We start from the raw sequence: 26,675 nt of genomic DNA on the forward strand, positions 1-26,675 counted from the left end.
GAGTGTTCACGTCCGCAGGGAAACCGACGTATCGGAGGAGTACTCATGGGTTGGATCGCGTACATCGTCCTCGGCCTCGTGGCCGGTCTCATCGCCCGTGCCGTCCTGCCGGGCAAGCAGACCGGTTCGGTGATCATCACCATCCTGCTGGGCATCCTGGGCGCGCTGCTCGGTGGGTGGCTCGGCTCGGTGTTCTTCGGGACCTCGCTGGGCGACCTGGGCGACTTCCGCACCTGGCTCCTCGCCATCCTGGGTTCGCTCATCACCCTCGGCGTGTACGGTGCGGTCACCCGGAACAACCGGGGCTGACCGTGCGCACGGCGCACCGTCGGTGACGTCGGGGACGGGAGCGTCGTGGGGAGCAGTGGCACCGGGGGAGTCCGCGTCGAGGACGGCGGCCGTCGCTGGGTGATGTGGGGCCAGATCGACTTCGCGGTCACCCACGCCGTCAAGGCTCGGCTCGCCGCCACGATCGACGGCCGCCCCAAGACGGTCGACCTCTCGGCCGTGACGTTCATGGACTCGTCGGGGCTGCACCTGCTCCTCATGAAGGTGACCGAGGAGTCGCGACCGCGGCTCCTCGGTGTCCCGCCCCAGGTGCTCGAGATCCTGGAGTTCAGCCACGCCCTCGACCTCGTCGAGATCGTCGGCCCCGACGAGGTGCCCCCTCCCGACGAACCGGCCGGTGCGCTGGCCGGCTGACCGACGCCCGCGGCGCGCGACGTGCTACCCCAGCGCGTCGCGCGCCGCGCGTGCGACCGCCGCCGCGAGCCGGTCGAGCGAGGCGGAGTGCAGCCGCCACTGCTGCCAGTGCTGCGGCACCTCCACCGCCCGCTCGTCGTCGAAGCCGACGAGGCGCCCGGCCCGCTCGGCCCGGGCGCTCTGCAGGTCGGGCAGCATCGCCCACGCCATGCCGAGCTCGACGGCCCGGCGGAACTCGTGCGACGCGGGGACGTAGTGGCGCGGCGGGTCGAGCGCGGTGCCCGCCTCCTGCGCCCGCAGCCGCAGGTAGCGCTCCTGGAGGTCGTCCTTGCGGTCGAACGCGAGGACGGGCGCCCGGGACAGCGCGGCGGCCGTCGGGCCGTCGGGGAACCAGCGCTCGACGAACGCCGGGCTCGCGCACGGCCGGTACCGCATCCGGCCCAGGAGGGTCGACCGGCAGCCCGGCACCGCGTCCGCGACCGACGTCACGGCCGCGACCGCCGTCCCGTCGCGCAGGAGCCCGATCGAGTGCTCCTCGTCCTCGCGGAGCACCTCCAGCCGCGCCCACCCCGCCGCCTCGGCGAGCGCGGGCAGCGCCCACGTCGTCAGGGCGTCCCCGGAGACGACGAGCGTGATCTCGGGCAGCGCCGCCGGGTCGCCCGCGTCCTGGCCGTCCCGCCCGATGCCCAGCTCGGCGAGCACGTCCGCCTGCTGGAGCGCGAGGTGGCGTGCGTGCCGCACGAGCACGCGCCCGGGCGGGGTCAGCTCTGCGGGCTTGCCCCGCCGCACCAGCACCTGCCCGACGGTGGACTCCAGCGCGCGCATGCGCTGGCTCACCGCGGACGGCGTGACGCCGAGCCGGCGCGCCGCGGCGTCGAACGTGCCGGTCGCGGCGATCGCCTCGAGCGCACGGAGCTGGTCCGGCTGCAGGTCCACCATGAGCGGATCTTACGGTTCAGCAGAATCTGTCGCTGTACTTCACCGAGCGGCGTCCCTACCGTCGAGGGGTGCTCGCCCTCCTCGCGCCCCTTGCCGCTGGCCTCGCCGCCGGGCTGTCTCTCATCGTCGCGATCGGCGCGCAGAACGCGTTCGTGCTGCGCCAGGGGCTCCGGCGCGAGCACGTGGTGCCCGTCGTCCTCGTCTGCGCGCTCTCGGACCTCGTGCTCATCGCGGCCGGGACGGCCGGCCTCGGCGCGCTCGTCACGGGTGCGCCCGTGCTCCTCACCGTCGTGCGCTGGGGTGGCGCCGCGTTCCTCCTGACGCTCGCGGCGCTCGCCGCCCGGCGGGCGCTGCGCCCCGGAGGGCTCGACCCGGCGTCGGGCGCGGGGGCGACGTCGGCGCGGTCGGCCGTGGGCACGTCGCTGGCCCTCACGTGGCTCAACCCGCACGTGTACCTCGACACGGTCCTGCTGCTGGGGTCGCTCGCCGCGGGCTACGCCGCCGCCCACGCGGGCGGGGCGGGGGCCGGAGGCGCCGACACCGCCCGGTGGCTGTTCGGCACCGGGGCGATGGTGGCGAGCGTCGTCTGGTTCACCGCGCTCGGCTTCGGCGCGCGGCTGCTCGCGCCGGTCTTCGCCCGGCCCGGGGCGTGGCGCGTGCTCGACGGCGTGATCGCCCTCGTCATGGCGACGATCGGGGTGTCCCTGCTGCTGGGTGGCTGAGAGGCTGGGGGCAGGTCACCGCGCGCGGTCACGCGGGGGTACGGGGCGGTGGGGCCGCGGCGTCAGGGCGTCGCGTCGAGCTGGTAGAACGTGCGGATGCGCTGCTGGGTCGCCGGGTCGATGCGGCGGCGAGGGCTCGTCGAGCCGCCGGCGTGCACCGCGATCCACGAGCGCAGCACCGTCGGCTGGACGTCGACGACGCGCGCGAACTCGTCGACGGTCGGCCATGCGGGCTGCGGCGTCCGGACGCGCGGGCCGCTCGCGGCGAGGTGCAGGTCGTCGCCCCAGGCCATGGCCTCGGCGGCCGACGGGAAACCGCCGATGCGGCCCGGCGTCGGGAACGGCTTCTCGAGGCACCATTCCGTGCCGCGCGTGACGATGCGGTAGACGCCCTCGGGCGCGCGCGCCTCGTACTCGTCCGGTCCGGTGTTCCCCCAGTTCAGCCCCATGGGCCACATCCTCAGCGGAAAGCGCTGTCAGCGGAAGGGACCTTCGTCAACTTCACCCGCTTCGACTACTGGACGCTTGTCCAGTTCGCGTCTAGCGTGAGGGGCAGCCGGTGCCGCATCTCTGCCCCCTGCTGGTGCGGCACCGGCAACCACCCCGGACGCGGCGTCAGCCCGCCGCGTCGACCGCGGCGAGGAAGCGGCGGACGTCGAGGACGACCTCCGGCTCGTCCCCGTAGGAGTCACCCGTCCGGACGAATCCCAGGCGGTCGTAGAAGGCCTCCGGGCTCCCGGCCCCCTCGCCGAAGCTCGTGAAGAGCTCCGTCCGGCCCGAGGCGAGCACGTCACGTGCCACGAGCTCCACGACACGCCGGCCGAAACCCATCCCCTGGTACGGCCGCGCGACCATGAGCCGCCACAGGTACACGCCGGGGCACTCGATGTCGTCGTCCCAGTCGTATCCGGTGTGCGTCATGACGAAGCCCACCGGTGTCCCGCCCGCGTAGACGGCCCGGAACCAGGCGGAACCGGAGCAGAAACCGACCGCGAGGGAGCGGGCGTTGTCGGCGACCATCTCCTGCTGCTCCGCCGTCAGCGTGTCGCTGAGGTCGCAGACCTCCTCGACGTTCAGCGCGGTGACCTGTCGCAGGGAGAGGTCGGACCGGGCGTCGACGTTCATGGGACTCCTGAGAGGTGGGGCACCGGCGGCGCCCTGGGTGGGTGGTCTCGTGCGACCGGCGCGGACGCCGGTCGAGGTCATGGCCGGGGCAGGCGTCCGACGTCCCGGCGGTAGAGCGCGGCGTGCTCCCGCAGGTCGTCGCGGCCCGTCGTCCGGGCACGCTCCTCGGTCCAGTCCGCGAGGTCGAGCAGGCGCTCGCGCATCGTGCGGAGCACGTCGGCGGCCCCCGGCGCCGCGTCCGGCCCGTAGGCCTCCAGCAGGTGCGCGAGCCGTTCTTCGGGCCGGGCGTCCGCGGGAGCGGGCATGTCCTCGCACCACCCGCACATCCGGTAGGCCAGGTAGGCGAGGTCCCACGCGCGCGGCCCAGGTGCCGCCATGTCGACGTCGATGAACCCGACGACCCGTTCGCCGTCGTGCACCATGTTGTACGGCGCGACGTCGTTGAGGCACACGACCTCCGCGGGCTCGCGCTCCGGCGAGCGCCACACGGCTCCCGGGGGAGCGAAGCCGACCGAGGCGTCGTGCACCGCGCGCAGCATCCGGGCGGCCTGCTCGCGCGCCGCGGCTGTCCACACCCAGTCCGGGACGGGCCAGCCGCCCGTCTCGCCGGGGATCCAGCCGAGCACCTCGCGGCCCTGCTCGTCGAGCCCGAGCGGGGCGGGCACGAACGAGACGCCCTGCGCACGCACCCACGCCAGCAGCGCCTGGACCGTCGGGGTCCACGGACCCGCCGAGCGCCGCACCGTGTCCCCGCGCCGCACGACGTCGTTCACGTTGCCGCCGGTGAGCTCCTGCTCCGTCGTGTCGTCCACGGCCCCGATCCTGCTCGGTGCGCGGACCGTGGAACAGCGATTAACGGCCCGTCTCAGCACGCCCAGGTGCCGTCCCGAGGGCCCGGAGCCCACTACGATGCGGAGGTGAACGCGGACGCGAGCTGGTTTGACGAGGCGACGTCGGGCAGCGACGTCGGTCGCCTCGCTCGCGAGGTCGTGTGGGCGGACACCCCGCTGGGAGAGCCCGCGACCTGGCCGGTCGCCCTCCGCCACGCGGTGCGGCTGTGCTTCTCCACCCGGTTCCCCGCGATGATCGTGTGGGGCCCGGAGCTGACGCTCCTCTACAACGACGGGTACCGGGACATGCTCGGCACCGACAAGCACCCGAGCGCGCTCGGCGCGCCGGTCCGTGCGGTGTGGCCGGAGATCTGGGACGACATCGGGCCGCTGTTCGACGCCGTGCTCACCGAGGGCCGCGCGACGTGGAGCGAGGACATGCCCCTCGTCATGCACCGGTCGGGCTTCGACGAGGAGACCTACTTCACCTTCTCCTACAGCCCGCTGCGCGACGACGAGGGCCGGATCGCCGGCGTCCTCGACATCGCGACGGAGACGACGCGCGAGGTCGTGAACCAGCGTCGCCTGCTCACGCTCGGCGAGCTGCACGCCGTCCTGCCGACGACGGCCGGCAGCCTGGCCGCGTTCGCCCGCCCGGTCGTCGAGGTGCTCGCCCGCAGCGCCGACGTCGCGCGCGTCGCGTTCTACGCCATCGACGGTCCGCGCCCCCGCGTGCTCCTGGAGGCGGGCCACGCGGCAGACGGCACGGAGGCCGAGGCCGTCGGGCGTACCCTCGCGACCGGTCAGCGCGAGGTCGCGCGGGGCCGCGTCGTCAAGCCCCTGCGGGACGCGAGCCCGCGGGGTGCTGCGGGCGTCCTGGTCCTCCAGGCGGCGACCGGCCGCCCGTGGGACGACGACTACGCGCGCTACCTGACGGGTCTCGCCACGACCATCGGTGCGGCGCTGCGCGACGCCGCGCGGATGCGGACGACCCTGGACGAGCTGCGCCGTCGGGCCGAGCGGTCGGAGGAGGAGACGGCGCGCGCCCGCGAGCTCGCGCTCGTGCTCCAGCAGGCCGTGCTCACCGAGCCGCCGCAGCCCGAGGACCTCGAGGTCGCGGTGCACTACCAGCCTGCGACCCACGACCGCGACATCGGCGGTGACTGGTACGACGCGTTCGTGGCGTCCGACGGCGTGACGACCCTCGTCATCGGGGACGTCGTCGGGCACGACCTCGGCGCCGCCGCGACGATGGGCCAGCTCCGCGGCCTGGTGCGCGCCATCGGCTACGACAGCGGCGCGACCCCGGCCCGCCTGCTCGAGCGCGTGGACGCCGCGATCGACGGCCTCGCCCTGGGGATCAACGCCGTGGCGACCGCGGTCGTCGCCCGCATCGAGCAGAGCGACGACGAGCGCTCCCGCGGCGTGCGCACCGTCCGCTGGTCCAGCGCGGGCCACCTGCCCCCGGTCGTCGTCCGCGCGGACGGCGCGGTCGAGGTGCTCACCGTGCGCAACGACCTCCCGCTCGGGTTGCGCCCCGGTGCGGGCCGGCACGACCACACGGTCGAGCTCGGCACCGACGACACCCTCGTCCTGTACACGGACGGCCTCGTGGAGCGCCGCGGGCACAGCATCCGCGACGACGTCGCCGCGCTCGCCGACGCGCTGCGGGGCCTGGCGGGCGCGAGCCTGGACGACGTGGTGCGGACGGCGCTCTCCCAGGTCCTCCCCGGCGACGGGGAGGACGACGTCGCGCTCGTCGCGCTCCGCACCGGCCCGCAGGCGGCGGTCGTGCGGCGCGACGTGCCCGGCACCCCGGTGACCGTCTCGGTCTGAGCCACACCCTGCCGCCGGGCCCTCCTGGCCGGGGCCTGGGCCGACGCGTGCGGTCAGGGGCGCACGATCTCGAACCAGAGCGGGAAGTCGTCGAACAGCGCGAAGAGGTCGGCGAGCGGAGCGACGTCGCCCGTGACGGCGAGATCGCCCGCGGTGACGAGCTCGTCGAGGGACCTGTCGCCGAACAGCGCCTGGGCGAGCACGACCTTCGTGGACCGGACGGCGACGTCCGGCGAGTCGTGGTGCGCACCGGCGGTGTAGACGAGCACGCCGTTGCGCACCTCGACGACGTAGTCGGTCGATCCGCCGTCGGCCTCCTCGACCGTCCACGTCACGGTGAGCGAGAGCTCCTCGGCGCGCGTCGCGTCGAGCCGGATGCCCGCGTAGTCGAGCAGCATGTCGGGCGTCATCGCGGCGAACACGTCCGGGGTGGCGAGCTGGATGCTGCCCAGGTCGCGCACTCCCTGGCGCAGCTCGAGCGCCGCCATGAGGTACTCGTTGCGCCAGGTGGCGTTCTCGGCCTGGTAGCCGAGCTGCTCGAGCGCGTCCGCCTGGAGCTCCGCGGCGGCCCTGTTCCCGGGGTCGGCGAAGACGACGTGGGTCAGCACCTCGGCGACCCAGCGGTAGTCCCCGTCGTCGTACGACGCGCGCGCCTTCTCCAGCACCGCGTCGGCTCCGCCCATGTACTCGACGTAGCGCGGTCCGACCTGCGTGGGTGGGAGGGTGTGCAGGTGGGCGGGGTGCGAGTCGTACCAGCCGAGGTAGCGCTGGTACACGGCCTTGGCGTTGTGGTTGAGCGACCCGTAGTAGCCGTGGCTGTACCACTGCCGGTCGAGCGACGCCGGGAGCCGGAGCTCCTCAGCGATCTCCGTCATCGTCCCGCCGAGGTTCGCCCGCCGGAGCGTCTGGTCGTGGATGAACTTGTACAGGTCTCGCTGGTCGCGCAGGTACTCCCGCACGTCCTCCGCGCCCCACCGCGGCCAGCCGTGCTGCCCCACGACGACGTCCGTCGTGTCCCCGAAGAGCCGGACCGTCTCGTTGAGCGTCTTCCACCAGGTCGCGGCGTCGCGCACCTGCGCGCCGCGCAGCGTGTACAGGTTGTGCATGAGGTGGTTGACGTCCTCGGCCGCGCAGAGCACGCGCCGCGCGGGCAGGTGGACCAGGAACTCGGCCGGTGCCTCCGTGCCCGGAGCCATCTGGAAGACCATCTCGACGCCATCGACCGTGCGGGTCTCGCCGGTGCGTGTGACCAGGTCTGTGGGCGGGACGAGCGTGCTGCTCCCGCCGCTCGCGAGGGCGTTCGCGAGGCCGGCGTCGACCTGCCCCTGCGGGCCGACCGGGAGCATGGGTCCGTACATGTAGATGCCGCGCCGGGCCATCGCGGTCCCGGCGAAGACGTTCTCCGCGACGGCCTCGTACACCATGCCCTCGGGTGCGATGACCGGGATGTCGCCGGCGCCCTCGACCACGGCGCGCGACCCGCCGTAGTGGTCGCCGTGGCTGTGGGTGTAGACGACGCCGACGACAGGGCGGTCGCCACGGTGCGCGCGGTAGAGGCGGAGCGCGGCAGCCGCCGTCTCGGTGAACGACAGCGGGTCGACGACGACGACGCCGGTGTCACCCTCGATCAGCGTCATGTTCGCGAGGTCGAGGCCGCGTACCTGGTAGACGCCGTCCACCACCTCGAAGAGGCCGTGGTGCGCGTTGACGCGCGCATGCCGCCACAAGCTCGGGTGGACCGTGTCGGGTGCGTCCTCCGACACCCCGAGGAACGCGTGCGAGGACACGTCGATCACCGGCTGCCCGTCCGCGCGGCGGATCACCGGGTCGTCGATCGTCCCCACGAGACCGCGGGCCGCGTCCTCGACGTCCCGTCGGTCCGCGAGGGGGAGGGTGTCGCGCGCTGCGCGGTTGGCCGCCCGCGTGTGCTCCGTGGCCGGCTTCGAAGCCGGACCTGCCGTACCCGCCATCGTGGTCTCCCGTCCGGCGCGCGCAGGGGGCACGCCCTCAACGGCAACGTAGTGAGCAGACCCTCGGAGCGCACGACGACGGACGCGCGCCGGCACGGAGGCCAACCCCCGACGGTGGTCCGGCCCGGGAGGCCGGTCGCGGCGGGCGCCGTGACGACCACCGGGAGCTCGCCCTCACGGCCGCGGGTCGACCCGGCGCCACGGCTTCTCGTCGCGCCGGGCGCCGGTCCCGGCGGCGCAGCGGCGGCAGACGGACGTGACGGCGTCGGCGTCCCGCCCGGTCGCGGGCTGGACGTCGGCCCACGTCACGTGGGGGAACCGCACGAGACCCTGGCGGCTGAGCTGCAGGCGGCACACCGTCGCGTTGGTGCCGCGCTCCCACGCGTGGACCTCGCCTGCGGGCATGCGGACGCCGTCCGGGTCGACCCACGTCCCCGTCGCAGCCACCGCGGCCCCTGAGACACGTCTCGGCATCGTCGTCACCTCCCGCTCCCATCCTCGGCCGGGCCGCGCGCGGTCGCAGCCCTGGCCGGTGGTGCGGTCAGGTGAGGTGGTCGAAGTCGCCGCGGACCCAGGCGGCGTGCCGCTGGGCGGAGCGGAGCACGACCGCACGGGCGTCGGCGGGGATCACGCCCTCGAAGTTGTTGTAGAGCCGCTCGAACGGGCGCCGCGCCACACGCTCGGCGACGCGCAGCACGACGGCCGCCGAGAGCGGGATGCGGTTCGGGTAGGACCGCATGAAGCTCACGGAGGTGCGGTCGGGGTTGGCGAAGATCGTGTCGCCCGAGAGCAGCACGCCCCGACCGTCGGCGCCTGCGGCCCAGTGCACGACGGCGCTCCCGGGGAAGTGGCCGCCCGGCTGCGAGAGCACGACGCCGGGCAGCACCTCGCGCTCGCCGGTCCAGGTCTCGATGACCGGGTCCGGTCGCGCGACCCAGTGCGCGTCCGCCTCGGCGACGAGCACGGGGACGTCGCCGAGCGCACGGCTCCACTCGACCTGGACGCCGAACATGTGGGGGTGGCTCGCGGCGATCGCGACGACCGGGCCGAGCGCGCGCACCTGCTCGACGGCGGCGTCGTCCACGTAGCCCGGCGGGTCCCACAGCAGGGTGCCTGCCGGGGTGCGCACGATCTTGGCCTGCTGCCCGATGCCGACGGTCGGCTCGCTCGTCAGGCCGAACAGGTCGGGCTCGAGCTCCTCCAGCACGAGGCGCTCGCCCGCCGCGGCGAGCTCGGCGAGCGTGGTCCACGCCTGGCCCGTCGCGGGCACCCACTGGCGCTCGTCGGCGCAGATCGCGCACACCGCGGGGCGCTCGGCGTGCTCGACGGCGCACGTGCGGCAGATCCACCAGCCCGCGTCCGGGGTCGGGACGGGGGAGGGTGCAGGCGTCGTCGTCATGGCACAGGTCTACCGTGCCCCGCCGACACGCGTCTCCTGAGAGACTGTCGCCCCCATGATCTCCACGCTCCTCGTCGCGCACCCCTGGATGTCGCCGCTCGCGCTCGCGGCCCTCGTCGTCGTCGGCCCGTTCGCGGGCGCGTGGCTCTCCGGGCGCCGTCGGCTCACCGGCGCGCTGCTCGCCCTGTCCCTCGTGCCGCTGCTCCTGCTGACGCTCGTGCCGGTCGACCGCGAGCTGTACGCCGTCTGCACGGTGGGGTGGGCCGTGCCGACGCCGGCCCGGGTCGAGCTGTTCGCGAACGTCGTGCTGTTCGTGCCACCGGTCATGCTCGCGGCACTGCTGCTCCGCCGCCCGCTCGTCGCGCTGCTGGGCGGGGTCGTCGCGTCGGCGCTCGTCGAGGCGTTCCAGGCGCTCGTCCCGGCGCTGGGCCGGTCGTGCGACACGAACGACTGGCTCTCCAACTCGATCGGCGCGCTCGTCGGTGCGGGGGTCGCCGTCGTCGCGCTGCGCCTCGCCGCCCGGCAGGCGCGCACGACGGACGACGACCGCGTGACCGCGAGCCGCGCCTCCTGACGACGCGGCCGCGCGCCCGACCTCGGCCGGGGAACTCCAGCGCGGACACGGGAACTCCAGCGCGGACACGGTGTGGGAACGCTTCCACGGAGCGTGCTCACCGGGTTAGCGTGGTGGTCCGGGCGCGTCGCCCGTCAACGCCGACACGACCCCGCCCAGGAGAACGCCATGCCGACCACCACGCTCGACGACGTCGCGGCCGCCGCGCGCGTCTCGCGGTCGACGGCGTCGCGCGTCGTGCGCGGGGCGGGCCGCGTGTCGGACGAGGCGCGCCGCGCCGTCCTCGCGGCGGTCGACGAGCTGGGCTACGTGCCGCACCCGGGCGCGCGGGCGCTCGCGAGCGGGCGGGGCGAGCGCGTCGTGGTCGCGGTCGGGTCGCCGTCGGCGGACCTGCTCGCCGACCCCTACGTCGCGCGCGTCGTCGCGGCGGCGAGCCGCACCGCGGACACCCAGGGCGTCGGGGTGGCGCTGCGCTGGCTCGGCCGCGACCCCGGCGAGGAGCTGCGACGCCTCGCGCGCGACCCCGGCGTGGGCGGCGTGCTGCTCGTCGACTACTCGGCCGACGTGCTCGCGAGCGTGCCGCGCGAGCTGGTGGCGCGCGTCGCGGCGATCGGCCCCGCGGACGGCCGCGTCCCCTCGTACGACGTCGACGCTGCCGCCGGGATCGCCGCGCTCGTCGAGCACGTGCTCGCGGCCGGGCGGCGCGACGTCGTCATGCTCACCGGTCCGGGCTGGCTGCCCGGCTCGCGGCGCGCCGTCGAGGCGTACGAGGACGTGGTCCGGGAGGCGGGGGTCCCGGCGCGCGTCGTCGCGGCCGACCTGTCGTGGCTCGCGGGCGCCGAGGCCGCGCGCGAGGCGCGGCGGCGCTGGCCCGGCGTCGACGCGCTCGTCGCGATGAGCGACACCCTCGCCGTGGGCGCGATGCGCGCGCTCGCGGAGGACGGCGTCCGCGTGCCCGACGACGTCGCGGTCACCGGGTTCGACGACCAGCCGTTCGCGGAGCAGGCCGGGCCCGGCCTGACGACGGCCACGCACCCGGTGGAGCGCATCGCGGCCGCCGCGACCACGGCCCTGCTCGGGCGGCGGCACGACGACGAGCGGACGTTCCCGTCCGTCGTCGTGCGGCGCACGAGCGCCTGACCCGGCCGTCGGGACTGCGCTCGCCCGCTCGCCAGGGGGTGGCGCCTCAGGCGGGGAGGTCGTGCGCGAGCAGGTCCTCGCGCAGGTGCCGGGCGTACCCGCCGGGCGTGCGTCCGACGAGTCGCGCCGACGTCAGGACCTCCCCGGCCGCGTCGGCGACGACGCGCGCCCCCGCGGCCCGGGCGCGCTCCACGAGCCCTACGTCCTCGTGCTCCGCGACGGGCGCGAACCCGCCCGCGGCGTCGTACGCCGTGAGGCGGACGCCCAGGTTGGCGCCGTGCACGTGCCCGTTGGCCGTGCCCGGCCGGTGCGTCGCGAGCCACGCGCGCGCCCGGTCCGGCGAGAGCGCGGCCAGCTCGGGGCGGACCGTCCCGACCACGACGTCCGCCCCCGCGTCGGCCAGGTCGAGCTGACGCGTCAGCCAGTGCTCGGGCACCGCGGAGTCGGCGTCGGTGCACGCGAGCCACGTGCGCGACGCGGCGCCGTCCCGGCGCACCTGCAGGTCGGCCACGCCGGCGCGCACCCCCGCCCGACGGGCGCGCCCGACGTTGCCGTACGCGACCTCCACCACGCGCACGCCCGCGGCCCGGGCGACGCGCGCGCTCCCGTCCGTGCAGCCGTCGAGCACGACGCCGACCCCGACCCGCACGTCCGGCCGGTCCCGCCCGACGACGGCCGTCGCCCGCCCGAGCGCCGCGAGGCAGCGCGGCAGCAGCTCTTCCTCGTCGCGGGCGGGGACCACCACGACGACGCGCTCGACTGCACCCACCGGCCGGCTCCCCGGGGCGCTCACAGCAGCCCCGTCGCGTGCGCGACCGACACCGCCGGACGGCGGACGAGCACGTCGAGGACGAAGTCCTCCTCGACGTGGTGCGCGAGCCGGTCGAGCTCCGGGCGGGCGGCGAGACGCGCGTGCACGTCGTCGCCGCCCAGCGGGTACTCGACGACGTCGTGGCGCCAGTGGCACGCGACGAGCACGCCGTCGGCGGCGAGCGACGCCGTCGCCCGGTCCAGCGCGCGGTCGAGGTCGTCGCGACCGTAGTAGTAGAGGACCTCCGAGAGCACGACGAGGTCGAACGTGCCGTCGGGCCACTCGCCCGGGGTGTCGAGACGCAGCAGCTCGACCTCCGGCCCGAGGCGGCGCCGCGCCTCCGCCAGCGGAGCCTCGGCGACGTCCACGCCGACCACGCGGTCGCAGCGCGCGGCGAGCTCGGCCGTGAGCACGCCCGTCGAGCACCCGAGCTCGAGCGCGGCCCGGAACCGCGGCCGCGGGAGGCTCGCGAGGAGGACGGCCCGCTTGCGCTGCTCGTACCAGCGCGTCTCGAACCCCCACGGGTCGCGTCGGCCCGCGTAGAAGCGCTCGAAGAACCCCGCGTCGAGGCTCGCGCCCGGGTCCGCGGGCTCCTTCGCGACCCGGCGGCCCGACGCGTCGACGAGCACCTCGACCCCGCGGTCCGCGTGCCGGAGCATCTCCGGGCCGAGCGTCGCCTCGTCGCCGGGCGCCGCCGACAGCGGCTCGACCTGCGTCACGTGGGCGGCGAGGGCGCGTCGCTTGGCCTCCCTGGCCTCCGCGCCCAGCGGCAGCGCGCGCAGGGTCGGCCACGGCACCGCGTCGTCGCCCGGGTCCGCCCAGTGCCACAGCCACACCGGGTACTCCAGGAGGCGCAGGCCGAGGCGGTCGGCGACCTCCGCCGCCACCTCGCCCGCGATCCGGTGGTCGCGGTGCCCGTCGCCGCGCCACGGCGCGCACAGCACCACCGACGACGGCGGCACGCCCTCGCCGCCCGGCCCGGCGAGCACGGCGTCCAGCACGTCACCGAGTACCCGGGCGAGGTCGTCGCGGTGCTCGCGCAGACCGCCGTCGGGCAGGCCGGGCAGCACGAGCCGGGCCGCAGGGGCCAGGACGCCCACCGCCTCGGCCACCTCCGCGCGGCGGACGGCGCGGAGCCGCTCGGGCGAGATCGTCGCCGAGCCCGCGTGCGACGCCTCGCCGTCCGACGCGACCACCACGGTGACCGCGGCGCCGCGGCCGGCCAGCTCGTGCACGAGCCCCGCCGCGCCGAACGACTCGTCGTCGGGGTGCGCGGCGAGCACCACGAGGTGCGCGACCTCGCCCACGTCGAGGCGCGGCACGTCCAGGATCCCGGCGCGCACCCACGCGTCCTCCGACGTGCCGGGCTCGCGGTGGTCGAACGTCACCACGCCGCCGTCCCGTGCGCGAGGAGGGCGCGGCCGAGCGACGCGTCGTCGCGCTCCGCGTGGTGCTGGCGCACGTACAGGCCGAGGTCCGCGACGCGTCGCGCGAAGCGCTCGTCCGTGGTCAGCGGGCCCGGGCCGAGCGCGTGGGCGCAGCGGCGCTGCACCTCCTCGACGACCTCCGCGACGACCCCGCGCACGCGGCGCGCGAGCAGGGAGGCGTCGGGGCCCTCGACGCCCGCGTCGACGGCGCTCGCGGCCTCCGCGAGGACCGCCCGGCCGGCGGCGAGCGCGCGGTCCGTCGCGCCGAGGTGCGCGAGCGCGAGCTGGTCGGGCTCGCGCGCGGCGAGCGCGTCGCGCTGCGTCCGCGCCAGCCCGACGGCGCCGCCCCACCAGCACGCCGCGACGCCGATGCCGCCCCACGCGAACCCCGGCCGCTCCAGGTACCAGCCGGGCGCCCCGACCGGTACGGCCGGGACGTCGTCGAACCGGACCGCGGCGCTCACGACCTGGGCGAGCCCGCGCGCGACCCACGGCCCGTCGGCGGGGACGACGCCCGGCGACCGCAGCCCGACCGCGAACAGCCGCCGACCGGCGTCGGTCCACGCCGTGACGAGCGCGTGCGAGAGGTCGGCGGCGAGGGAGCACCACGGCTTCGTGCCCGACAGCACCCACGCGCCGTCGTGCTCGTGCGCCTCCAGCCGGACGCCGGGCCCCTCCGCCGCGTACACGCCCCACGTGCTGTCCGGACCCGCCCCGACGGCGTCGAGCGCCACGGGGACCGGGACCTGCCCGAGGATCGCGAGGGCGTCGAGGTGCGGCTCGACGATGCGCGCGGCGCCCACGTCCGTCGCCGCGAGCGAGGCGAGCGCGCCCCAGAGCTCGGCCGTCCGCCCGTCGCCGGGGAACGGTGCCCGGGCGCCGATCGTGCGCGCGTGGTCGAGGAGGGCCGCGACGTCGGTCCCGGCGGCGTCGATCGCGGCAAGCTCGTCGGGCCCGACGAGCGCGGGCCGGTCGGCGGGCGGGGTCGACGGCGGGCCTAGGTACAGCGGGACGAGGCCGGGGGTGGTGGGTCGAGCGAGGTCGGGCACGTCGCGGCTCCGGGGGATCGAGGACGGGCCTCGTCTCGACCCGGCACGACCGTAACCGCGGGCGCGTCGCCGGGCGCGCCCAACCCGGGTCGGGCCGTGTGGGAAGACGAACAGGGCGCGCAGGCAGCCGGGCGGAGCGGGCCGACGACGGGCCGCCGGGCGCGGCGGCCCGTCGTCGCCGGTGAGCTCAGTCGCGGCGCGGCGTCGTGCCCGGGTCGGTGGCGTCGTCGTCCGCGCTCGTGCGCCCGGTGCCGGGAGAGTCGGTGTCGGTGTCCGTCGACCGGCCGTTCGACTCGCGGAGGGCGCGCGCCTGCTCGACGGCCTCCTCGCGCTTGGCGGCCTTCTTCTCGCTCGCGCGCGTGTCGCGCGGCGGGAGCTGGATGCGCTCCTCCGCGGGCATGCCGCTCTGCAGCTCGCGGCTGCGCTCGACCTCCGCGTCGAGCTCGGCGCCGAGCAGGAGCGCGAGGTTCGTCAGCCAGAGCCACAGGAGGAAGATGATGACGCCCGCGAGGGTGCCGTAGGTCGCGCCGTAGTTGCTCAGCCCGCTGCCGAGGTAGAGGCCGAACGCCGCCGAGGCGACGACCCAGACGAGGATCGCCAGGATCGCGCCCGGGCTGACCCAGCGGAACTTGGGCTGCTTGATGTTCGGCGTGAGGTGGTAGAGCAGCGCGACGAGGATGACGACGAGCAGGAGCGCGACCGGCCACTTCGCGACCTGCCAGACGGCGATCGCGGTGTCCCCGAGGCCGACGAGCTCGCCCACCTGGCGCGCGATCGGCCCGGACAGGACGAGGCTCCCCACGACCAGGCCCGCGAGCAGCACGGTGATGACGGTGACGCCCAGCATCACGGGGCGCAGCTTCCAGATCGGGCGTCCCTCCTCGATCTCGTAGATGCGGTTCATCGACCGCGAGAACGCGCCCACGTAGCCGGACGCCGACCACAGGGCCAGCACGACACCGATGACGAGCGCGAACCCGGCCTTGTCCGTGTTGGCGGCGTTCTCGACGAGCGGCTTGATCATGTCGAGGGTGGTCTGCGGCACGACGCCCTCGACGCTCTTGAGCACCGACTCGACGGCCTTCTCGCCGTCGCCCACGAGCCCGAGGATCGACACGAGCGCCAGCAGCGCGGGCGCCGACGCCAGCACCGCGTAGTACGTCAGCGCGGCGGCCAGGTCGGTGCACTGGTCGTCCATGAACTCGCGCACCGCGCCCTTGACGGCGAAGCCCCACGACGGCTTGCGCAGGTCCGTGGGGGAGTCGGGCTTGTGGTCGGCGTCGGGGGCGGGCCGCGACTCCTCGTCCCGTGCGGTGCCGGACGCGTGGCGTCCGCTGCTGTCGGTCATGGCGGCCTCCTCGGTGGGCGTCGCCTCGGCGCACGACGCTCGCGTCGGTGGACGGCCTCACGGCGCGTCCCGGACGAGCACCACGCTCCGTGCGCCGGGCTCCACCCGCAAGCGGAGCGCCCCCGGACGCGCGGCGAGGCTCAGTCGAGCGTGCTGCTCGCCGCCAGCACGACCTTCCGGGCCTGGTCGTGATGGGCGTCGAGGCGACGCCGCAGCTCGGCGAGCCAGCCGGGGTCGTCCGGGGCGTCGCCCGCGTCGAGCACGCCGTGGCCGTGCACGAGCGAGCGTGCCGCGACGACAGGACCGCTCAGGGCCAGGGCGTGCCGTTCCGCGTCGAGCACCGGACGCGTGCGGCCGTACCCCTCCAGGAAGGCGGCGAGCAGCGCGGGGTACCGGGGATCGTCGACCGTGCCGGTCCCCACGAGGTCGCGGACGGCGACCGCGACGTCGAGCACGTACGGCCCGACGCACGTCTCGTCGACGTCGAACGCGACCATGTGCCGGCCCTCGCCGCGCACGTTGTCCAGCTCGAAGTCGCCGTGGAGGACGCCGCCGGGGAGCCTCTGGGTGACCTGGCCCCACGGGGCGCTCAGCCGGACCGCGGCCTCGGCGAGAGCGTCGTCGCCGGCCTCGGCCGAGCGGAGGGCGAGCGTGGCCCAGGGGTCGCCGCCGTTCCGGCTCCCCGTCGCGGCGGCCCCTGCGACGTCGGACACGAGCGCCGCGTGCGGGGCCGCGGCGAGGTGGAACCGCGCCAGCGCAGCGCCCCAGTCGCTCGCGCCCTGGGGGGTCAGGTCGTCCACGTCGTGCTCCCGCCCCGGTGCCTCGGGCACGACGACCGCGTGCGCGTCCCCCGACGGCGTCCGGACGGTCTCCACGAGCGCGCCGTCGAGCGAGGGCAGCGGCTCGACGACGCCACCCTGCGCGCCGACGGCGGCGAGCAGCGCCGCCGGTGCCTCGACGGATCGTCGCGACCGGAGCGCCGCCGGGACGAAGCGGACGTACAGCACACCGCGGTCGTCGACGCCCGGAGGGACGACGAAGACGTGCGACGCGCTCGACCGCCAGTACCGCGCCGCACCGGGCGGGATCCCCCACCGGGCGGCGACGGCGTCCGCGACGGGACTGCGCCACTCGTCGTCGACGGTCGTGCGGACGGCATGGATCTCGGAGAGCGGGAGCATGGCGACGATCCTGGGCGTCGTCGTGGCGCCGAGGCGAGAGATTTCCCGACGACGCCGCGCCGTCGTCCGCGCGCGGACGAACCCGTGCGGGGAGGGCCGCGGTGGCCCGGCGCGGGCTGCTACTCCAGCCCGAGGTCCTGCTGCGCGGCGTGCAGGGCCTCGGCGGACGCGCGGAGCTGACGCTCCTCGGCCGCGGACATCGTGAGGTCGAGGACCTGCTGGATGCCACCGGACGCGACGACGCTCGGTACGGAGAACGCGACGCCGCCGATGCCGCGGTAGTCGTCGTGCACCGTGCCGACGGGCAGCACGGCGTGCTGGTCGCTGACGACCGCCTCGACGATCCGGGCCCCCGCGAGCCCGATCGCGTAGTTCGTCGCGCCCTTGCCCTCGATCACCCGGTACGCGGCCTGGCGCACCTGGTCGGTGATCTCGTCGAGCTCGCCGTGCGTGAAGTGGTGGCCGTCGGGCGAGACCCAGTCGAGGATCGGCACCGGCCCGATGCGCGCCTGCGACCACAGCGCGAACCCGGTGTCTCCGTGCTCGCCCACGATGTCCGCGTGCACGCTCGTCGCCGCGACGCGAGCCTTGTCGGCGATGAGGCGCCGCAGCCGGGAGGTGTCGAGCACCGTGCCGGACGAGAACACGCGCGACGTCGGCAGGCCGCTGATCTGCTGCGCCGCGACGGTCAGCACGTCGCACGGGTTGGTGACGATGCAGTAGACGGCGTCCGGCGCGTGCTCGAGGAGCTGCGGCAGCAGCGTCTCGAGGATGCGGACGTTCGTGCCCGCGAGGTCCAGGCGGCTCTGGCCCGGGTCCTGCTTCGCACCGGCGGTGATGACGACGACGTGCGACCCCTGCGCGACCGACGGGTCCGCACCGCCGACGACCTGGCTCGCCCCCGTGAACTGCGTGCCGTGCGCGAGGTCGAGCACCTCGGCCTCGACCTTCGCGCGGTTGATGTCGTAGAGCGCCACCGTCCGTGCGGAGCCGCGGATCAGCGCGGCGTACGCCAGGCTGGTCCCCACGCTCCCGGCGCCCACCACCGTGACCTTCGAGCTCTCGACGCGTGTCATGGGCACCACGCTACGCAGACGGCGCCGCTGCGGCTCGTGCGCGGCGTCCGGGGGCGGTGCCGGAGGGCCTGGGGCATCATCGGCAGTGCTCCTCGGGCCGCCCGGGGAGGCCGGGCCGCCAGGTCGGGCAGGGTGCGAGGCGAGGACGGTCATGAGAGCTCTGCGGTCCCGGGTCGCGGCGGTCGCCGCGGCGGGTGTGGTGCTGGTGTCGGCAGGAGCCTGCTCGGCGGACGAGCCGAGCTTCTGCGACGCCGCCCGGTCCTACGAGGAGACGGTCAGGGCCAGCACGGAGTCGCTCACGCGCGACGAGGCCGCGGACGCGTTCGCGCAGGACGCCGAGGCGATGCGCGAGGTCACCGCGCCCGACGCGCTCAGCGCGGACTGGGACCGCGTGACGACGACGGCCTCGGACGTGGCGGACGCCCTGGCCGACGGCGACGACGGGACCGAGCTCCTGCTCGACGACGACTACCAGGCCTCGTTCAGCGCGGTCACCGAGCACGTCGAGAACAGCTGCGACTGAGGGGGCCTTCCCTGAGCGGCCGAGCCATCTCATCCCTCGGGAAACGGAGGAGAGCGCCCCCGGTCGTCGCACGACTCCGACGGCCTTGCCATCGCCCCACGACTCCGCGCCAGGGGCGGCGCGTTTCAACCTCTCGGCGCGCTCGTGCGTTGTCGTGGGTGACAGGAAGGTCGGTGGCGGAGGTGCGGGTGGAGCAGGGGGTCGGGTCGAGCGGCGTCGAGGTCGAGGCGTCGCTCCCGCTCGCGGTGGGCGACCGGTCGTCGTCGGTCGAGTTCGAGGCGTTCGTGCGCGACTCGGCGAGAGCGCTGGCCACGACGGCCTACCTGCTGGTCGGCGAGCGGCACCGGGCCGAGGAGCTGACGCAGCAGGCGTACGAGCGCGTGTGGCGGGCGTGGCCGCGGGCACGCCAGGACCCGCTGCCGTACGCGCGACGCGTGCTGGTGAACCTCCGGGTCGACCACTGGCGACGACGGCGCCGCGAACGGCTCGTCGACGTCGTGCCCGAGCGCGCGCACGCGGCGGGCGACGACGCGGTGGTGCTCCGTGACGAGCTCGTGCGGGCGTTGATGACCCTGCCGCCGCGCCAGCGCCGGGTCGTCTGCTGCGTCACCTGCTGGACCTGTCGGTCGAGCAGGTCAGCGTCGAGCTGGGCGTCACGCCCGGCACCGTCAAGGCCTCGGCGTCGCGCGGACTCGCCGCGTTGCGTGTCGTGCTGGGAGAGGAGCACCCGTGAACGACGACGACCTCGCCGCCGCGCTGCGCGACCGGTTGCGCGCCGCGCCGTTCGACCCCGACCTCGACCCCGCTGAGGTCCTGACCCGCGCGCGGCGGGTCCGCACGCGCCGTCGTCTCGGCGCCGTCGCCGGGTCCGCGGTCGCGTTGATCGCCGCGGTGGCGTTCGTGGTGCCGGCCGCGCTCGGGACCGCGGGCACCGAGCCCAGCACCCGGCTGGGCCGGGTCGTGCCGGCGGGCCCGAGCGACGCGCCGCGCACCGACGCCACGACGAGCGCGCCCGAGCCGTCCACGCCCGAGCGCGACACGAACGGCGTCCGGATCTGCGCGAGCTACGTGGCGCAACCGGGCGGGAACACGGCGACCCAGTACCAGCCCGACGGCACGACGGACGAGATCGGCGGGCTCGAGGGCTGGTGGAACGCGAACCCCGCCGACACCGACGGCGGCTACCTGCCCGTCGAGGAATGGCCCCAGCAGATCCTCGACCACCCCGCCACCGCCACGGTCGAGACCGTCAGCGGCACCGTCCTGGAGTCCTTCGACCGGCGCACCTGCGGTCCCGTCGAGGGCTACGTGCCCCCGCCGCCCGAGACGCTGCCCGCCGACGCGATCGTCGTCCTCGACGCCCGGACCGGCGAGGTCCTGGCCGAGCAGGCGCTCAACACCCCCACCGCTCCGTAGACCGACACCCCGCGCCGATCCGTTCGGGACGACACCGATCTCTGCCAGACTCCTCAGGCATGGACGACGGACGAGCCTGGACGTGGGGCTTTCGCGCTGCGCGCCCGGCCGTCGAGCTGTTCGCGTTCGCGACCGTCCTGCTCTGCGTCGCCGGCGCGCTGCCCGGCCTGGTCGTCGCCGCGGCGGTGACGGAGTACCGCGACGAGGCGCCCCGTGCGGCAGCGGCGTCACCGGAGCTCCTCGCGGAAGTGCAGCAGCTCGTCACGCTCGTCGGCGGTGTCGGGGCGGTCCTCACCCTGGGGTGCGGGGTCCTCGGCTGGCGCCTGGTCCGGGGCTGGGCCCGCGGCTCGTCCGACGTCGAGGCGCCCCGAGCCGTCGCGACAGCGGCGACCCTGAGCGCCGCCGCGATCGTGGGGGCGCTCCTCAACGCTGCGACGGGGTCGGGCGTGGCCGAGGTGTGTGCGGCCGGGGCGGCTCTGCTCGTCGTCACGTCGCTCGCCGTGCTCGGGTCCACGCAGGTGCGCGCTGCACGGCGCGCGCCGGCTGGCTGATCGGGCGGCGGCAGGGCACGCGGACGACGCTCGGGCCCTACGGGTGGCCGTCGACGGCCGGTCCGTGCTCGGGGGTGATCAGAGCGTCCAGCCCACCCGGGCTTCCATCGGGCCGCCGCACGCTTCCGACCCCCTGACGCGGACCCAGTTCACGGACTTCTCGGTCTCGGCGAGGACCGCTCCGGTCTCGTCGAGGGCGCGCAGCCCGACCGGGTCGGTCCGCGAGAAGAGCGTGAAGGACCAGGTGTCACCGTCCCGCGAGGTCGCGACGGCCGACTCCGGGGGGTCGGGACCCGTTGGCAGCGGTGGTTGCCACACGTCGCCTCCGCCGTCGCGCACCTGAAGATGGTGCACCTCCTCGGTGTCGCCGGTCAGCACCACCTCGAGGAGATCGGCGTACCCGATCGCGGGGCAGGCCTCTGCGCCGCCGGAGAGCCGCGAGACGAGGAGCGCCACGACGACCAGCGCCCCGACGACCACGAGGCTCGTCCCCGCCCAGACGGGCAGGCGCACGCGCCGAGGTCTCGTCGGCCGGTGCGCCCGGTCGACGTCCTGCTCCTCCATGAGTGCCCCCTCGTCGCGGACCGGTTCCGTGCCGTGCACGTCGCGGGCGACGACCCTGGCCGCGCGCGACGCCGAGGACCATCATGGCCGATCTGCCGCCCGGTCGAGCGGTGCGCACCCGTCCCCGCAGGTCCACCCAGGTCTCCTCGCGGAGGTCGGGTGTGGCGGCGGCGTCGACCGCGCCCGGGCGGGCCACGGCGCCGGGTCCGCACGGCCCGGGACGGACGGGAGGACGGACGAGCATCGAGCCACGCTGCACGGCCGTGAGGCCGGTTTCGCGCGTGTACGCGGACCGGATGCCGTTCGCGCTCGACGGGCGCATCGACGGCGTGCACGTCGCGTACCTGTGACGCGACTTCACACTTCCCGGGTGAGGACGCGGACGGCGCCCGGGAGCGAGCCTGGGGGACGGAGCCCGTGCGCCGCGCGGGACGGACGCGGGGAGGACGCCACGATGACGCAGGAACTCAGCGACGGGCCCGGTGACGGGCTCGACGACCTCCGGGAGAGCGGGCCCGTCGACTTCCTCGTCGTCGAGCTCCCCACCGACCGCGCGACGGGCGACGCCGCGTTCCCCTACCTCGTCGACCTCGTGGACCGCGGCATCATCCGCGTGCTCGACCTGGTGGTCGTGCGCCGCGAGGACGACGGCGGCGTGACGGCCGTCGGGCTCGAGGAGCTCGACGACGGGTCGACGGAGCTCGCGGTGTTCGAGGGCGCGCGGTCGGGGCTGCTCGACGACGACGACCTCGCGCAGGCGGTGGACGCCGTCGAGCCCGGCATGACGGCCGTCGTGCTGGTGTACGAGAACGTGTGGGCGGCGCCGTTCGCGACCGCCCTGCGCCGCAACGGTGCCCAGCTCGTCGCGAGCGGGCGCATCCCGGTCCAGGCGCTCATCGCGTCGCTGGACGCCACCGAGCCGGTCGGCTGACCGGCGCCAGGAAGGAGACCACCGTGCCAGGACTGCTCCGCGGCGTGGCCCGCACCGCCGTCGTCGCCGGGACGGCGACCGCCGTCTCGAACCGTGTCTCGCGCCGCCAGGCGGGCCGCTGGGCCGCCCAGGAGTCGGCGCAGGCGCCGCAGTACGCGGACCCGCCGCAGCAGCCGCAGTACGCGGCCCCGCCACCGCAGTACGCCGCGCCGGCTCCGGCGGCCACGGACGCGCGCATCGAGCAGCTCACGCAGCTCGCCGCGCTCCGCGACCAGGGCGTGCTCACGCCGGCCGAGTTCGAGGCCCAGAAGGCCCGCATCCTCGCCTGACACGGCCGGTCCGCCGTCGCGCGGGCCGGCCCGGCACGGCGGAAGGACGAGCATGACCCGCACCCGCACCGCCGACCCGGGGCGTCGCCTGCGGCGCGAGGCGTGGGGGTTCGCGGCGGGGTCGCTGTGCTTCCTCGTCGGCGCGCTCCCGCCGTACGCGGGCGCGGTGGGCGCCGTGGCGACCGGGGTGACGTTCGTCGTCGGCTCGGTCTTCTTCACGGCCGCGGCGTTCGTCCAGCTCGGCCTGAGCGGGCGCCGCACGCCCCGGACGGGCACGCTGCCCGCCGACCGCTGGGACTGGTGGTCCGCGGCCGTGCAGCTCGTCGGGACGCTGTGCTTCAACGTGAGCACGACGGCGGCCCTCGTCGCGGCCGTGAAGGCCCCGACCGCGCTGTGGGTGGGGTGGAGGCCGGACGCCTACGGCTCGGTCGCGTTCCTCGTGTCGTCGGCGCTCGCGGTCCTCGCGACGCGCGACCGGGGCCACCTGTGGGACACCGACGCGCGCACGTGGCACGGCACGTGGCTGAACATGATCGGCTCCGTCGCCTTCGCGGCGTCCGCCGTCGGGGCGTACGTCGACCCGTCCACGGGCACGTACCTGAGCGCGTGGTGGGACGACGCCGGGACGCTCCTCGGCGCCGTCTGCTTCCTCGCCGCCGCGCTGCTCTCGCGCCGGTCGGCCGGCACCCCGGCCCGCACAGACGCCGTCCCGGCCGGGTGACGCCCCCGCGTCACCCGGCCCGGCGCTCCCGGTGTCAGGAGCAGTCGGCCGCCGCGTAGTCGGCGTCCACGGCCGCCGTGGCCGTCCCGGCGCTCGCACTCCCGGCGTCGACCGACGCCGCGCGGACCGCGAACGACTGGTACGCCGCCCGGCCCGGCTGGACGTCCGCCACCGTGCGCTCGCCGTACGGCGTGCGCAGCGTGACGTCGGCGGGCTCGTCGCCGGTGTTGCGCGCCGTGACCGCGACGTACGCGCCGCCGGCGAGGCAGCGGCTCGTCGCCTGGACCGCGAGCGCGGCAGGGGCGGCGGCGAGCTCGACCGTCGGACCGTCGAGCTCGACGACCGTCACGCTCGACCCGGAGGTCGAGGTCCACGTCGTGGCGGGCGTGAACGACCCGCGGTCGAGGTCGGCCTGCGTGACGACGTGGTGCGCGAACGTGCACGTGTACGACCCCTCGGCCGGGAGGTTCCGGTACCGGCAGTTCTGCGCGGCGTTCGCGGGGTCGAGCCCGGCGAGGTTGCCCGTCGGCACGACCTGGGTCGCGGCCGTCGAGAGGTTGCGCACGTCGAACGTGAAGCTCAGGCGGTCGCCCACGGCGTACGACTGCTGCGGGTTCGCGTGCGTCCCGCGCACGCTGATGTTCCCGGGCGCGCCGAAGTACACGCCGGGACCCTCGTGCTCCACGGTGGTGACGGTCGTGCCGGACGTCGACGTCCACGTGGTGCGCGGGGCGAAGAAGCCCGCGTCGAGGTCGGCCTGCGTGATCGTGTGCCGGGCGGACGTGCACGTGTACGCCGCGCGCGCCCCGAGGTTGCGGTAGCGGCAGTTCGGCGCGCCCTGCGCGGGGTCGAACCGCTCGAGGTTCCCCGTCGGCGAGACGGTCGTCACGGCGTCGGACAGGTTGGTCATCGTGAACGAGTAGGTGACGATGTCGCCGACCTTCCAGCCGCCGGCCGGGGTCGCGCTCGTGACGCTCGCCGCGGTGACCTCGACCTCGCCCGGCGTGCTGCTCGGGGCCGCGAGGAGCCAGTCGTGGTCGAGCTTGGCGAACCGGATGCCGCCCCCGCCACCGCCGGGCTCGTAGAGCAGGCCGACGGTCCCGTCCGCGAGCGTGGCGAGCGTCGAGTACGCCATGCCGCCCGGCTGGAAGACGCGCGCGACGGGCCACGTCTCGCCGTCGTCGTAGCTGACGCGGACGGTGCCGTTGACGCGCCCGGTCTGCGACGCGGCGTTCGAGAAGAGGAGCACCTTCGCCTCGGCCGACCCCTGCGGTGCGTTCGGGTACGCGCGCACGATCGACGCGTTGTTGGTCGGGTCGGGCAGCTCGGTGTCGATGGTGACCGGCCCGTACGTCACGCCGCCGTCGGTCGAGTACGCGACCTTGCGGTACTTCGACCCGGCGGAGTCGCGCGAGTTGAGCATGACGCGCCCGTCCGAGAGCTCGACGGTCTTGTTCTCGTCCATGCCCGTGCCGACGGGCTGCCCGACCTGCCACGTCGCGCCGTGGTCGTCGGAGTAGACGGACACGGCCTGGAACTGGCCGGAGCCGTTGATGATCGTGTACTGCTGCACGAGCCGGCCCGCGTGGGGGCCGTAGCGGAGCTGGATGCCCTGGCCCGACGCGGCGAAGCGCGAGCGCCACCCGAGGTCCGCCGTGACGTCGGCGGTGATGGTGCGGTGGGTCCACGTGCGGCCGTCGTCCGTGGAGGCGGAGACGTTGGCGTGGACGACGTCGCGCGCGGTCGGGTCGACGCCCGGCCGGGAGCCGCCGAAGCCCTGGTCGTAGGACTTCACGTGGAAGTTGTAGATCGTCCCCGTCTCCCGGTCGACGACGTAGCTCGGGTCGGAGTAGCCCTCGATCGGCGCGGTGGTCTTCCCGGCGGCGACGACCTCCTGCGGCCCCCAGGTGACGCCGTCGTCGGTGGAGCGGCGCTGGAGGATCGAGTTCGGCCCGGGGGAGTCGGCCGCGGTGGGACGGCCGTCGTACGAGGCGAGGACGTCGCCGTTCGGCGCCACGGTGAGCGCGGGGATGCGGTAGTTGGGGAAGCCGCCCTGGCCGTTCGTCGCGAGCTGCTGCTCGGTGTACGAGCCCGGTCCGCCGGTGGCGGGCGCGAGGTCGAAGTCCGGGGCGAGGGTCGTGTGGTGGGCCGACGCCGTCGTGACGGGGGCGACGACGCCGCCCACCGCGAGCGCGAGCGTCGCGGCGACGGTCACCGCGCGGTGCGCGGGTCTGCGGAGGTGTCCGATCATGCCGTTCCTTCCGGTCGGTGCTCGGCGCGGGCGGACGGTCACGGGGGAACGCGGCGACGCTGCCGAGAACGCTTGAACAGATGATGTCAGATGTCTGACGTCAGGAAGGTAGCCCGGCGGATCGGCAGGGTCAAGGGCGGCGCGCGGACAGCACGACGCCCGCCGGCCGCGCGGGGTGCGCGGCCGACGGGCGTCGGTGGGGGTCGGAGCTCTCCGGCGGCTCAGCCGCGGCGGGTCCGGCGGGACGCGATCACGACGGCGGTGCCCGCGGCGGCGAGCACCGCGGCGATCCCGGCGTACAGCGCCGCGCTCACGCCGGTCTCCGCGAGGCCCGGGTTCGCCGCGGAGGCGCTGACCGTGCTCGAGACGGGGACGACGCCGGCCGGGTCGCCCAGCCCGGGCGGGTTCGTCGCGCAGTCGGGGGACGCCGGCGGGTAGACGGTCGTCACGACGACGTGGGGGTTGACCTCGAAGCGGACGTCGACGGAGGGGCGCACCCAGTCGTACTCGTCGCCCTCGACCCACCGGCCGTCCTCGAGGCGCCAGCCGGGCCAGTCGACCCCGCGGCCGGAGTCGTCGACGACCGCACCGGGCCACAGGAGGCGGCCCGAGAGCGGGAGCCCGCTCTGCACGACGCTCTCGCCGTCGGGGTTGATCCACGTGACCGTCGCGGTGTCGTGGTCGGTGCCCTCCACCTCGATCGCGTAGTCGAGGTACGCGGCGTCGCTCTCGCACACGGGTGCGAGGGTCGTCAGGCGCATCGAGGGCTCGGTCGGCACGTAGGTGTCACCCTCCGCCGCGTGGGCCGGCCCCGCGAGGAGCGCGGCGGTGGCAGCGAGGGCGGCGGCGGCGGTGGCCCGCCCGGCGGCGCGGCGCCCGGTCGAGGTGCTCATGGTGGTTCCCGTCGGGTCGTGGTCGGTCGGGTCTCGGCGGTCGTCGTCCACGGGCGCCGCCGTACCCCCGCGGACCAGCGGGACCGGAGCAGCAGGGGCACGGGCGTGTCGGACACGATGAGGCGGCACCGCCGTCGTCGCCGATGCCCGCACCTGCAGGGGGCTGTGGTGCGGGCATCGGCTGGGCCTCAACCTAGACACCCAACTGGACAGGCGTCCAGTTCTCGAGCGGGTGAAGTCCGGACGGTGTCGAGCCGCCCGGGCGGCGGGCTAGAGGCCCTGCCAGTCGGGCTTGGACGCGTACGTCTGGCGGTAGTAGTCGCCCAGCTGCAGGCGCGAGGCCGCCGCGTCGTCGACCAGGACCGTG

At 75.5% G+C, this 26,675-nt stretch carries 29 protein-coding genes and 2 pseudogenes; 14 read left to right on the forward strand and 17 right to left on the reverse strand.

Annotated elements, in window-relative coordinates:
- Positions 1 to 45: 45 nt before the first annotated feature.
- Both BXA05_RS18975 and BXA05_RS18980 read left to right on the forward strand, forming a co-directional pair.
- Complete coding sequence (locus BXA05_RS18975) at positions 46 to 309, forward strand: GlsB/YeaQ/YmgE family stress response membrane protein (RefSeq protein WP_009863124.1); 264 nt, start codon at positions 46 to 48, stop codon at positions 307 to 309.
- Between the two features lie 45 nt (positions 310 to 354).
- Positions 355 to 702, forward strand: a complete 348-nt coding sequence (locus BXA05_RS18980; protein ID WP_143311221.1) for an STAS domain-containing protein — start codon at positions 355 to 357, stop codon at positions 700 to 702.
- Positions 703 to 726: 24 nt separating this feature from the next.
- Here the strand turns inward: BXA05_RS18980 and BXA05_RS18985 are convergent, their stop codons facing one another.
- Positions 727 to 1,641 carry an ArgP/LysG family DNA-binding transcriptional regulator gene (locus BXA05_RS18985; protein ID WP_076406756.1) on the reverse strand — a complete coding sequence of 305 codons (915 nt, stop codon included), beginning with the start codon at positions 1,639 to 1,641 and terminating at the stop codon, positions 727 to 729.
- A gap of 68 nt (positions 1,642 to 1,709) precedes the next feature.
- Here BXA05_RS18985 and BXA05_RS18990 point away from each other — a divergent pair, with 68 nt between their 5' ends.
- Positions 1,710 to 2,363 carry a LysE/ArgO family amino acid transporter gene (locus BXA05_RS18990; protein ID WP_076406758.1) on the forward strand — a complete coding sequence of 218 codons (654 nt, stop codon included), beginning with the start codon at positions 1,710 to 1,712 and terminating at the stop codon, positions 2,361 to 2,363.
- Positions 2,364 to 2,425: 62 nt separating this feature from the next.
- Here the strand turns inward: BXA05_RS18990 and BXA05_RS18995 are convergent, their stop codons facing one another.
- The 3 genes from BXA05_RS18995 to BXA05_RS19005 form a co-directional block, all read right to left on the reverse strand.
- Complete coding sequence (locus BXA05_RS18995) at positions 2,426 to 2,812, reverse strand: hypothetical protein (RefSeq protein ID WP_076406760.1); 387 nt, start codon at positions 2,810 to 2,812, stop codon at positions 2,426 to 2,428.
- Positions 2,813 to 2,978: 166 nt separating this feature from the next.
- A complete protein-coding gene (locus BXA05_RS19000) occupies positions 2,979 to 3,488 on the reverse strand; it encodes a GNAT family N-acetyltransferase (RefSeq protein WP_076406761.1) in 510 nt (169 codons plus the stop codon).
- 77 nt (positions 3,489 to 3,565) lie between these two features.
- The gene (locus tag BXA05_RS19005; protein WP_076406763.1) at positions 3,566 to 4,300 is read right to left on the reverse strand and encodes an aminoglycoside phosphotransferase family protein; all 735 of its coding nucleotides are present in this window, start codon (positions 4,298 to 4,300) and stop codon (positions 3,566 to 3,568) included.
- Between the two features lie 105 nt (positions 4,301 to 4,405).
- On the opposite strand from BXA05_RS19005, the gene BXA05_RS19010 reads away from it, so the two are divergent.
- On the forward strand, positions 4,406 to 6,154 hold the full coding sequence (locus BXA05_RS19010; RefSeq protein ID WP_076406765.1) for a SpoIIE family protein phosphatase: 1,749 nt from the start codon (positions 4,406 to 4,408) through the stop codon (positions 6,152 to 6,154).
- 53 nt (positions 6,155 to 6,207) lie between these two features.
- Here BXA05_RS19010 and BXA05_RS19015 read toward each other — a convergent pair whose 3' ends face one another.
- The 3 genes from BXA05_RS19015 to BXA05_RS19025 all read right to left on the reverse strand — a co-directional run bounded on the left by BXA05_RS19015 (position 6,208) and on the right by BXA05_RS19025 (position 9,523).
- Positions 6,208 to 8,124 carry an alkyl/aryl-sulfatase gene (locus BXA05_RS19015; RefSeq protein ID WP_076406766.1) on the reverse strand — a complete coding sequence of 639 codons (1,917 nt, stop codon included), beginning with the start codon at positions 8,122 to 8,124 and terminating at the stop codon, positions 6,208 to 6,210.
- A gap of 174 nt (positions 8,125 to 8,298) precedes the next feature.
- Positions 8,299 to 8,571 carry a hypothetical protein gene (locus tag BXA05_RS19020; protein WP_144681188.1) on the reverse strand — a complete coding sequence of 91 codons (273 nt, stop codon included), beginning with the start codon at positions 8,569 to 8,571 and terminating at the stop codon, positions 8,299 to 8,301.
- A gap of 94 nt (positions 8,572 to 8,665) precedes the next feature.
- Entirely contained in the window at positions 8,666 to 9,523 is an 858-nt protein-coding gene (locus BXA05_RS19025; RefSeq protein WP_076406768.1) for an MBL fold metallo-hydrolase, read from the reverse strand.
- A gap of 55 nt (positions 9,524 to 9,578) precedes the next feature.
- Between BXA05_RS19025 and BXA05_RS19030 the strand changes: the two genes are divergently transcribed.
- The gene (locus BXA05_RS19030) at positions 9,579 to 10,097 is read left to right on the forward strand and encodes a VanZ family protein (RefSeq protein ID WP_076406770.1); all 519 of its coding nucleotides are present in this window, start codon (positions 9,579 to 9,581) and stop codon (positions 10,095 to 10,097) included.
- A gap of 168 nt (positions 10,098 to 10,265) precedes the next feature.
- Positions 10,266 to 11,237 carry a LacI family DNA-binding transcriptional regulator gene (locus BXA05_RS19035; RefSeq protein ID WP_076406771.1) on the forward strand — a complete coding sequence of 324 codons (972 nt, stop codon included), beginning with the start codon at positions 10,266 to 10,268 and terminating at the stop codon, positions 11,235 to 11,237.
- 46 nt (positions 11,238 to 11,283) lie between these two features.
- On the opposite strand, the gene BXA05_RS19040 is transcribed toward BXA05_RS19035, so the two are convergent.
- The 6 genes from BXA05_RS19040 to BXA05_RS19065 all read right to left on the reverse strand — a co-directional run bounded on the left by BXA05_RS19040 (position 11,284) and on the right by BXA05_RS19065 (position 18,129).
- Positions 11,284 to 12,006, reverse strand: a complete 723-nt coding sequence (locus BXA05_RS19040) for a glycosyltransferase family 2 protein (RefSeq protein ID WP_244550527.1) — start codon at positions 12,004 to 12,006, stop codon at positions 11,284 to 11,286.
- 20 nt (positions 12,007 to 12,026) lie between these two features.
- Positions 12,027 to 13,436: a PIG-L family deacetylase gene (locus BXA05_RS19045; RefSeq protein WP_244550529.1), complete on the reverse strand. Its 1,410-nt coding sequence runs from the start codon at positions 13,434 to 13,436 to the stop codon at positions 12,027 to 12,029.
- Positions 13,433 to 14,524 carry an acyl-CoA dehydrogenase family protein gene (locus tag BXA05_RS19050; protein ID WP_244550532.1) on the reverse strand — a complete coding sequence of 364 codons (1,092 nt, stop codon included), beginning with the start codon at positions 14,522 to 14,524 and terminating at the stop codon, positions 13,433 to 13,435. The genes BXA05_RS19045 and BXA05_RS19050 overlap by 4 nt, the downstream gene beginning before the upstream one ends.
- Positions 14,525 to 14,711: 187 nt before the next feature.
- Positions 14,712 to 15,872 carry a YihY/virulence factor BrkB family protein gene (locus BXA05_RS19055; protein WP_083712050.1) on the reverse strand — a complete coding sequence of 387 codons (1,161 nt, stop codon included), beginning with the start codon at positions 15,870 to 15,872 and terminating at the stop codon, positions 14,712 to 14,714.
- A gap of 140 nt (positions 15,873 to 16,012) precedes the next feature.
- Positions 16,013 to 17,053, reverse strand: coding sequence for a phosphotransferase enzyme family protein (locus tag BXA05_RS19060; RefSeq protein ID WP_076406774.1), 1,041 nt, complete (start codon positions 17,051 to 17,053; stop codon positions 16,013 to 16,015).
- Positions 17,054 to 17,172: 119 nt separating this feature from the next.
- A complete protein-coding gene (locus tag BXA05_RS19065) occupies positions 17,173 to 18,129 on the reverse strand; it encodes an L-lactate dehydrogenase (RefSeq protein ID WP_076406776.1) in 957 nt (318 codons plus the stop codon).
- A 151-nt stretch (positions 18,130 to 18,280) separates the two neighbouring features.
- Here BXA05_RS19065 and BXA05_RS19070 point away from each other — a divergent pair, with 151 nt between their 5' ends.
- From BXA05_RS19070 to BXA05_RS19085, 5 genes and pseudogenes are all read left to right on the forward strand, one after another.
- The gene (locus tag BXA05_RS19070) at positions 18,281 to 18,652 is read left to right on the forward strand and encodes a hypothetical protein (protein ID WP_076406777.1); all 372 of its coding nucleotides are present in this window, start codon (positions 18,281 to 18,283) and stop codon (positions 18,650 to 18,652) included.
- Between the two features lie 284 nt (positions 18,653 to 18,936).
- A pseudogene (locus tag BXA05_RS20610) lies at positions 18,937 to 19,071 on the forward strand (sigma factor); the annotation flags it as partial.
- A 227-nt stretch (positions 19,072 to 19,298) separates the two neighbouring features.
- Positions 19,299 to 19,385 (forward strand): hypothetical protein, encoded by an 87-nt coding sequence (locus tag BXA05_RS20615; protein WP_244550534.1) that lies wholly within the window; start codon positions 19,299 to 19,301, stop codon positions 19,383 to 19,385.
- Positions 19,382 to 20,068 carry a hypothetical protein gene (locus tag BXA05_RS19080; protein ID WP_076406779.1) on the forward strand — a complete coding sequence of 229 codons (687 nt, stop codon included), beginning with the start codon at positions 19,382 to 19,384 and terminating at the stop codon, positions 20,066 to 20,068. The genes BXA05_RS20615 and BXA05_RS19080 overlap by 4 nt, the downstream gene beginning before the upstream one ends.
- Positions 20,069 to 20,127: 59 nt before the next feature.
- Positions 20,128 to 20,619, forward strand: a complete 492-nt coding sequence (locus tag BXA05_RS19085) for a hypothetical protein (protein WP_076406781.1) — start codon at positions 20,128 to 20,130, stop codon at positions 20,617 to 20,619.
- Between the two features lie 78 nt (positions 20,620 to 20,697).
- On the opposite strand, the gene BXA05_RS19090 is transcribed toward BXA05_RS19085, so the two are convergent.
- The gene (locus BXA05_RS19090; protein ID WP_076406783.1) at positions 20,698 to 21,183 is read right to left on the reverse strand and encodes a hypothetical protein; all 486 of its coding nucleotides are present in this window, start codon (positions 21,181 to 21,183) and stop codon (positions 20,698 to 20,700) included.
- Positions 21,184 to 21,637: 454 nt separating this feature from the next.
- Here BXA05_RS19090 and BXA05_RS19100 point away from each other — a divergent pair, with 454 nt between their 5' ends.
- Genes BXA05_RS19100 through BXA05_RS19110 form a run of 3 tightly spaced genes read left to right on the forward strand, consistent with a single transcriptional unit; the run spans position 21,638 to position 23,164 of the window.
- Positions 21,638 to 22,114: a DUF6325 family protein gene (locus BXA05_RS19100; RefSeq protein ID WP_021480863.1), complete on the forward strand. Its 477-nt coding sequence runs from the start codon at positions 21,638 to 21,640 to the stop codon at positions 22,112 to 22,114.
- 23 nt (positions 22,115 to 22,137) lie between these two features.
- Positions 22,138 to 22,443 (forward strand): SHOCT domain-containing protein, encoded by a 306-nt coding sequence (locus tag BXA05_RS19105; RefSeq protein WP_076406786.1) that lies wholly within the window; start codon positions 22,138 to 22,140, stop codon positions 22,441 to 22,443.
- Positions 22,444 to 22,495: 52 nt separating this feature from the next.
- The gene (locus BXA05_RS19110) at positions 22,496 to 23,164 is read left to right on the forward strand and encodes a YrhK family protein (protein WP_076406787.1); all 669 of its coding nucleotides are present in this window, start codon (positions 22,496 to 22,498) and stop codon (positions 23,162 to 23,164) included.
- Positions 23,165 to 23,198: 34 nt separating this feature from the next.
- Here BXA05_RS19110 and BXA05_RS19115 read toward each other — a convergent pair whose 3' ends face one another.
- From BXA05_RS19115 to BXA05_RS20620, 3 genes and pseudogenes are all read right to left on the reverse strand, one after another.
- Entirely contained in the window at positions 23,199 to 25,415 is a 2,217-nt protein-coding gene (locus tag BXA05_RS19115) for a sialidase family protein (protein WP_076406789.1), read from the reverse strand.
- 221 nt (positions 25,416 to 25,636) lie between these two features.
- Complete coding sequence (locus BXA05_RS19120) at positions 25,637 to 26,308, reverse strand: hypothetical protein (RefSeq protein ID WP_076406800.1); 672 nt, start codon at positions 26,306 to 26,308, stop codon at positions 25,637 to 25,639.
- A 270-nt stretch (positions 26,309 to 26,578) separates the two neighbouring features.
- A pseudogene (locus tag BXA05_RS20620) lies at positions 26,579 to 26,675 on the reverse strand (glucosamine-6-phosphate deaminase); the annotation flags it as partial.

This window comes from Cellulosimicrobium funkei (assembly GCF_900155925.1).
GTDB classification, from domain to species: Bacteria; Actinomycetota; Actinomycetes; order Actinomycetales; family Cellulomonadaceae; genus Cellulosimicrobium; species Cellulosimicrobium funkei.

Coding starts and splice junctions, on each gene's coding strand:
- BXA05_RS18975 (WP_009863124.1), top strand. CDS start 46: ATGGGTTGGATCGCGTACATCGTCCTCGGCCTCGTGGCCGGTCTCATC.
- BXA05_RS18985 (WP_076406756.1), bottom strand. CDS start 1,641: ATGGTGGACCTGCAGCCGGACCAGCTCCGTGCGCTCGAGGCGATCGCC.
- BXA05_RS18995 (WP_076406760.1), bottom strand. CDS start 2,812: ATGGGGCTGAACTGGGGGAACACCGGACCGGACGAGTACGAGGCGCGC.
- BXA05_RS19000 (WP_076406761.1), bottom strand. CDS start 3,488: ATGAACGTCGACGCCCGGTCCGACCTCTCCCTGCGACAGGTCACCGCG.
- BXA05_RS19015 (WP_076406766.1), bottom strand. CDS start 8,124: ATGGCGGGTACGGCAGGTCCGGCTTCGAAGCCGGCCACGGAGCACACG.
- BXA05_RS19025 (WP_076406768.1), bottom strand. CDS start 9,523: ATGACGACGACGCCTGCACCCTCCCCCGTCCCGACCCCGGACGCGGGC.
- BXA05_RS19030 (WP_076406770.1), top strand. CDS start 9,579: ATGATCTCCACGCTCCTCGTCGCGCACCCCTGGATGTCGCCGCTCGCG.
- BXA05_RS19035 (WP_076406771.1), top strand. CDS start 10,266: ATGCCGACCACCACGCTCGACGACGTCGCGGCCGCCGCGCGCGTCTCG.
- BXA05_RS19055 (WP_083712050.1), bottom strand. CDS start 15,872: ATGACCGACAGCAGCGGACGCCACGCGTCCGGCACCGCACGGGACGAG.
- BXA05_RS19060 (WP_076406774.1), bottom strand. CDS start 17,053: ATGCTCCCGCTCTCCGAGATCCATGCCGTCCGCACGACCGTCGACGAC.
- BXA05_RS19065 (WP_076406776.1), bottom strand. CDS start 18,129: ATGACACGCGTCGAGAGCTCGAAGGTCACGGTGGTGGGCGCCGGGAGC.
- BXA05_RS19070 (WP_076406777.1), top strand. CDS start 18,281: ATGAGAGCTCTGCGGTCCCGGGTCGCGGCGGTCGCCGCGGCGGGTGTG.
- BXA05_RS19085 (WP_076406781.1), top strand. CDS start 20,128: ATGGACGACGGACGAGCCTGGACGTGGGGCTTTCGCGCTGCGCGCCCG.
- BXA05_RS19090 (WP_076406783.1), bottom strand. CDS start 21,183: ATGGAGGAGCAGGACGTCGACCGGGCGCACCGGCCGACGAGACCTCGG.
- BXA05_RS19100 (WP_021480863.1), top strand. CDS start 21,638: ATGACGCAGGAACTCAGCGACGGGCCCGGTGACGGGCTCGACGACCTC.
- BXA05_RS19110 (WP_076406787.1), top strand. CDS start 22,496: ATGACCCGCACCCGCACCGCCGACCCGGGGCGTCGCCTGCGGCGCGAG.
- BXA05_RS19115 (WP_076406789.1), bottom strand. CDS start 25,415: ATGATCGGACACCTCCGCAGACCCGCGCACCGCGCGGTGACCGTCGCC.
- BXA05_RS19120 (WP_076406800.1), bottom strand. CDS start 26,308: ATGAGCACCTCGACCGGGCGCCGCGCCGCCGGGCGGGCCACCGCCGCC.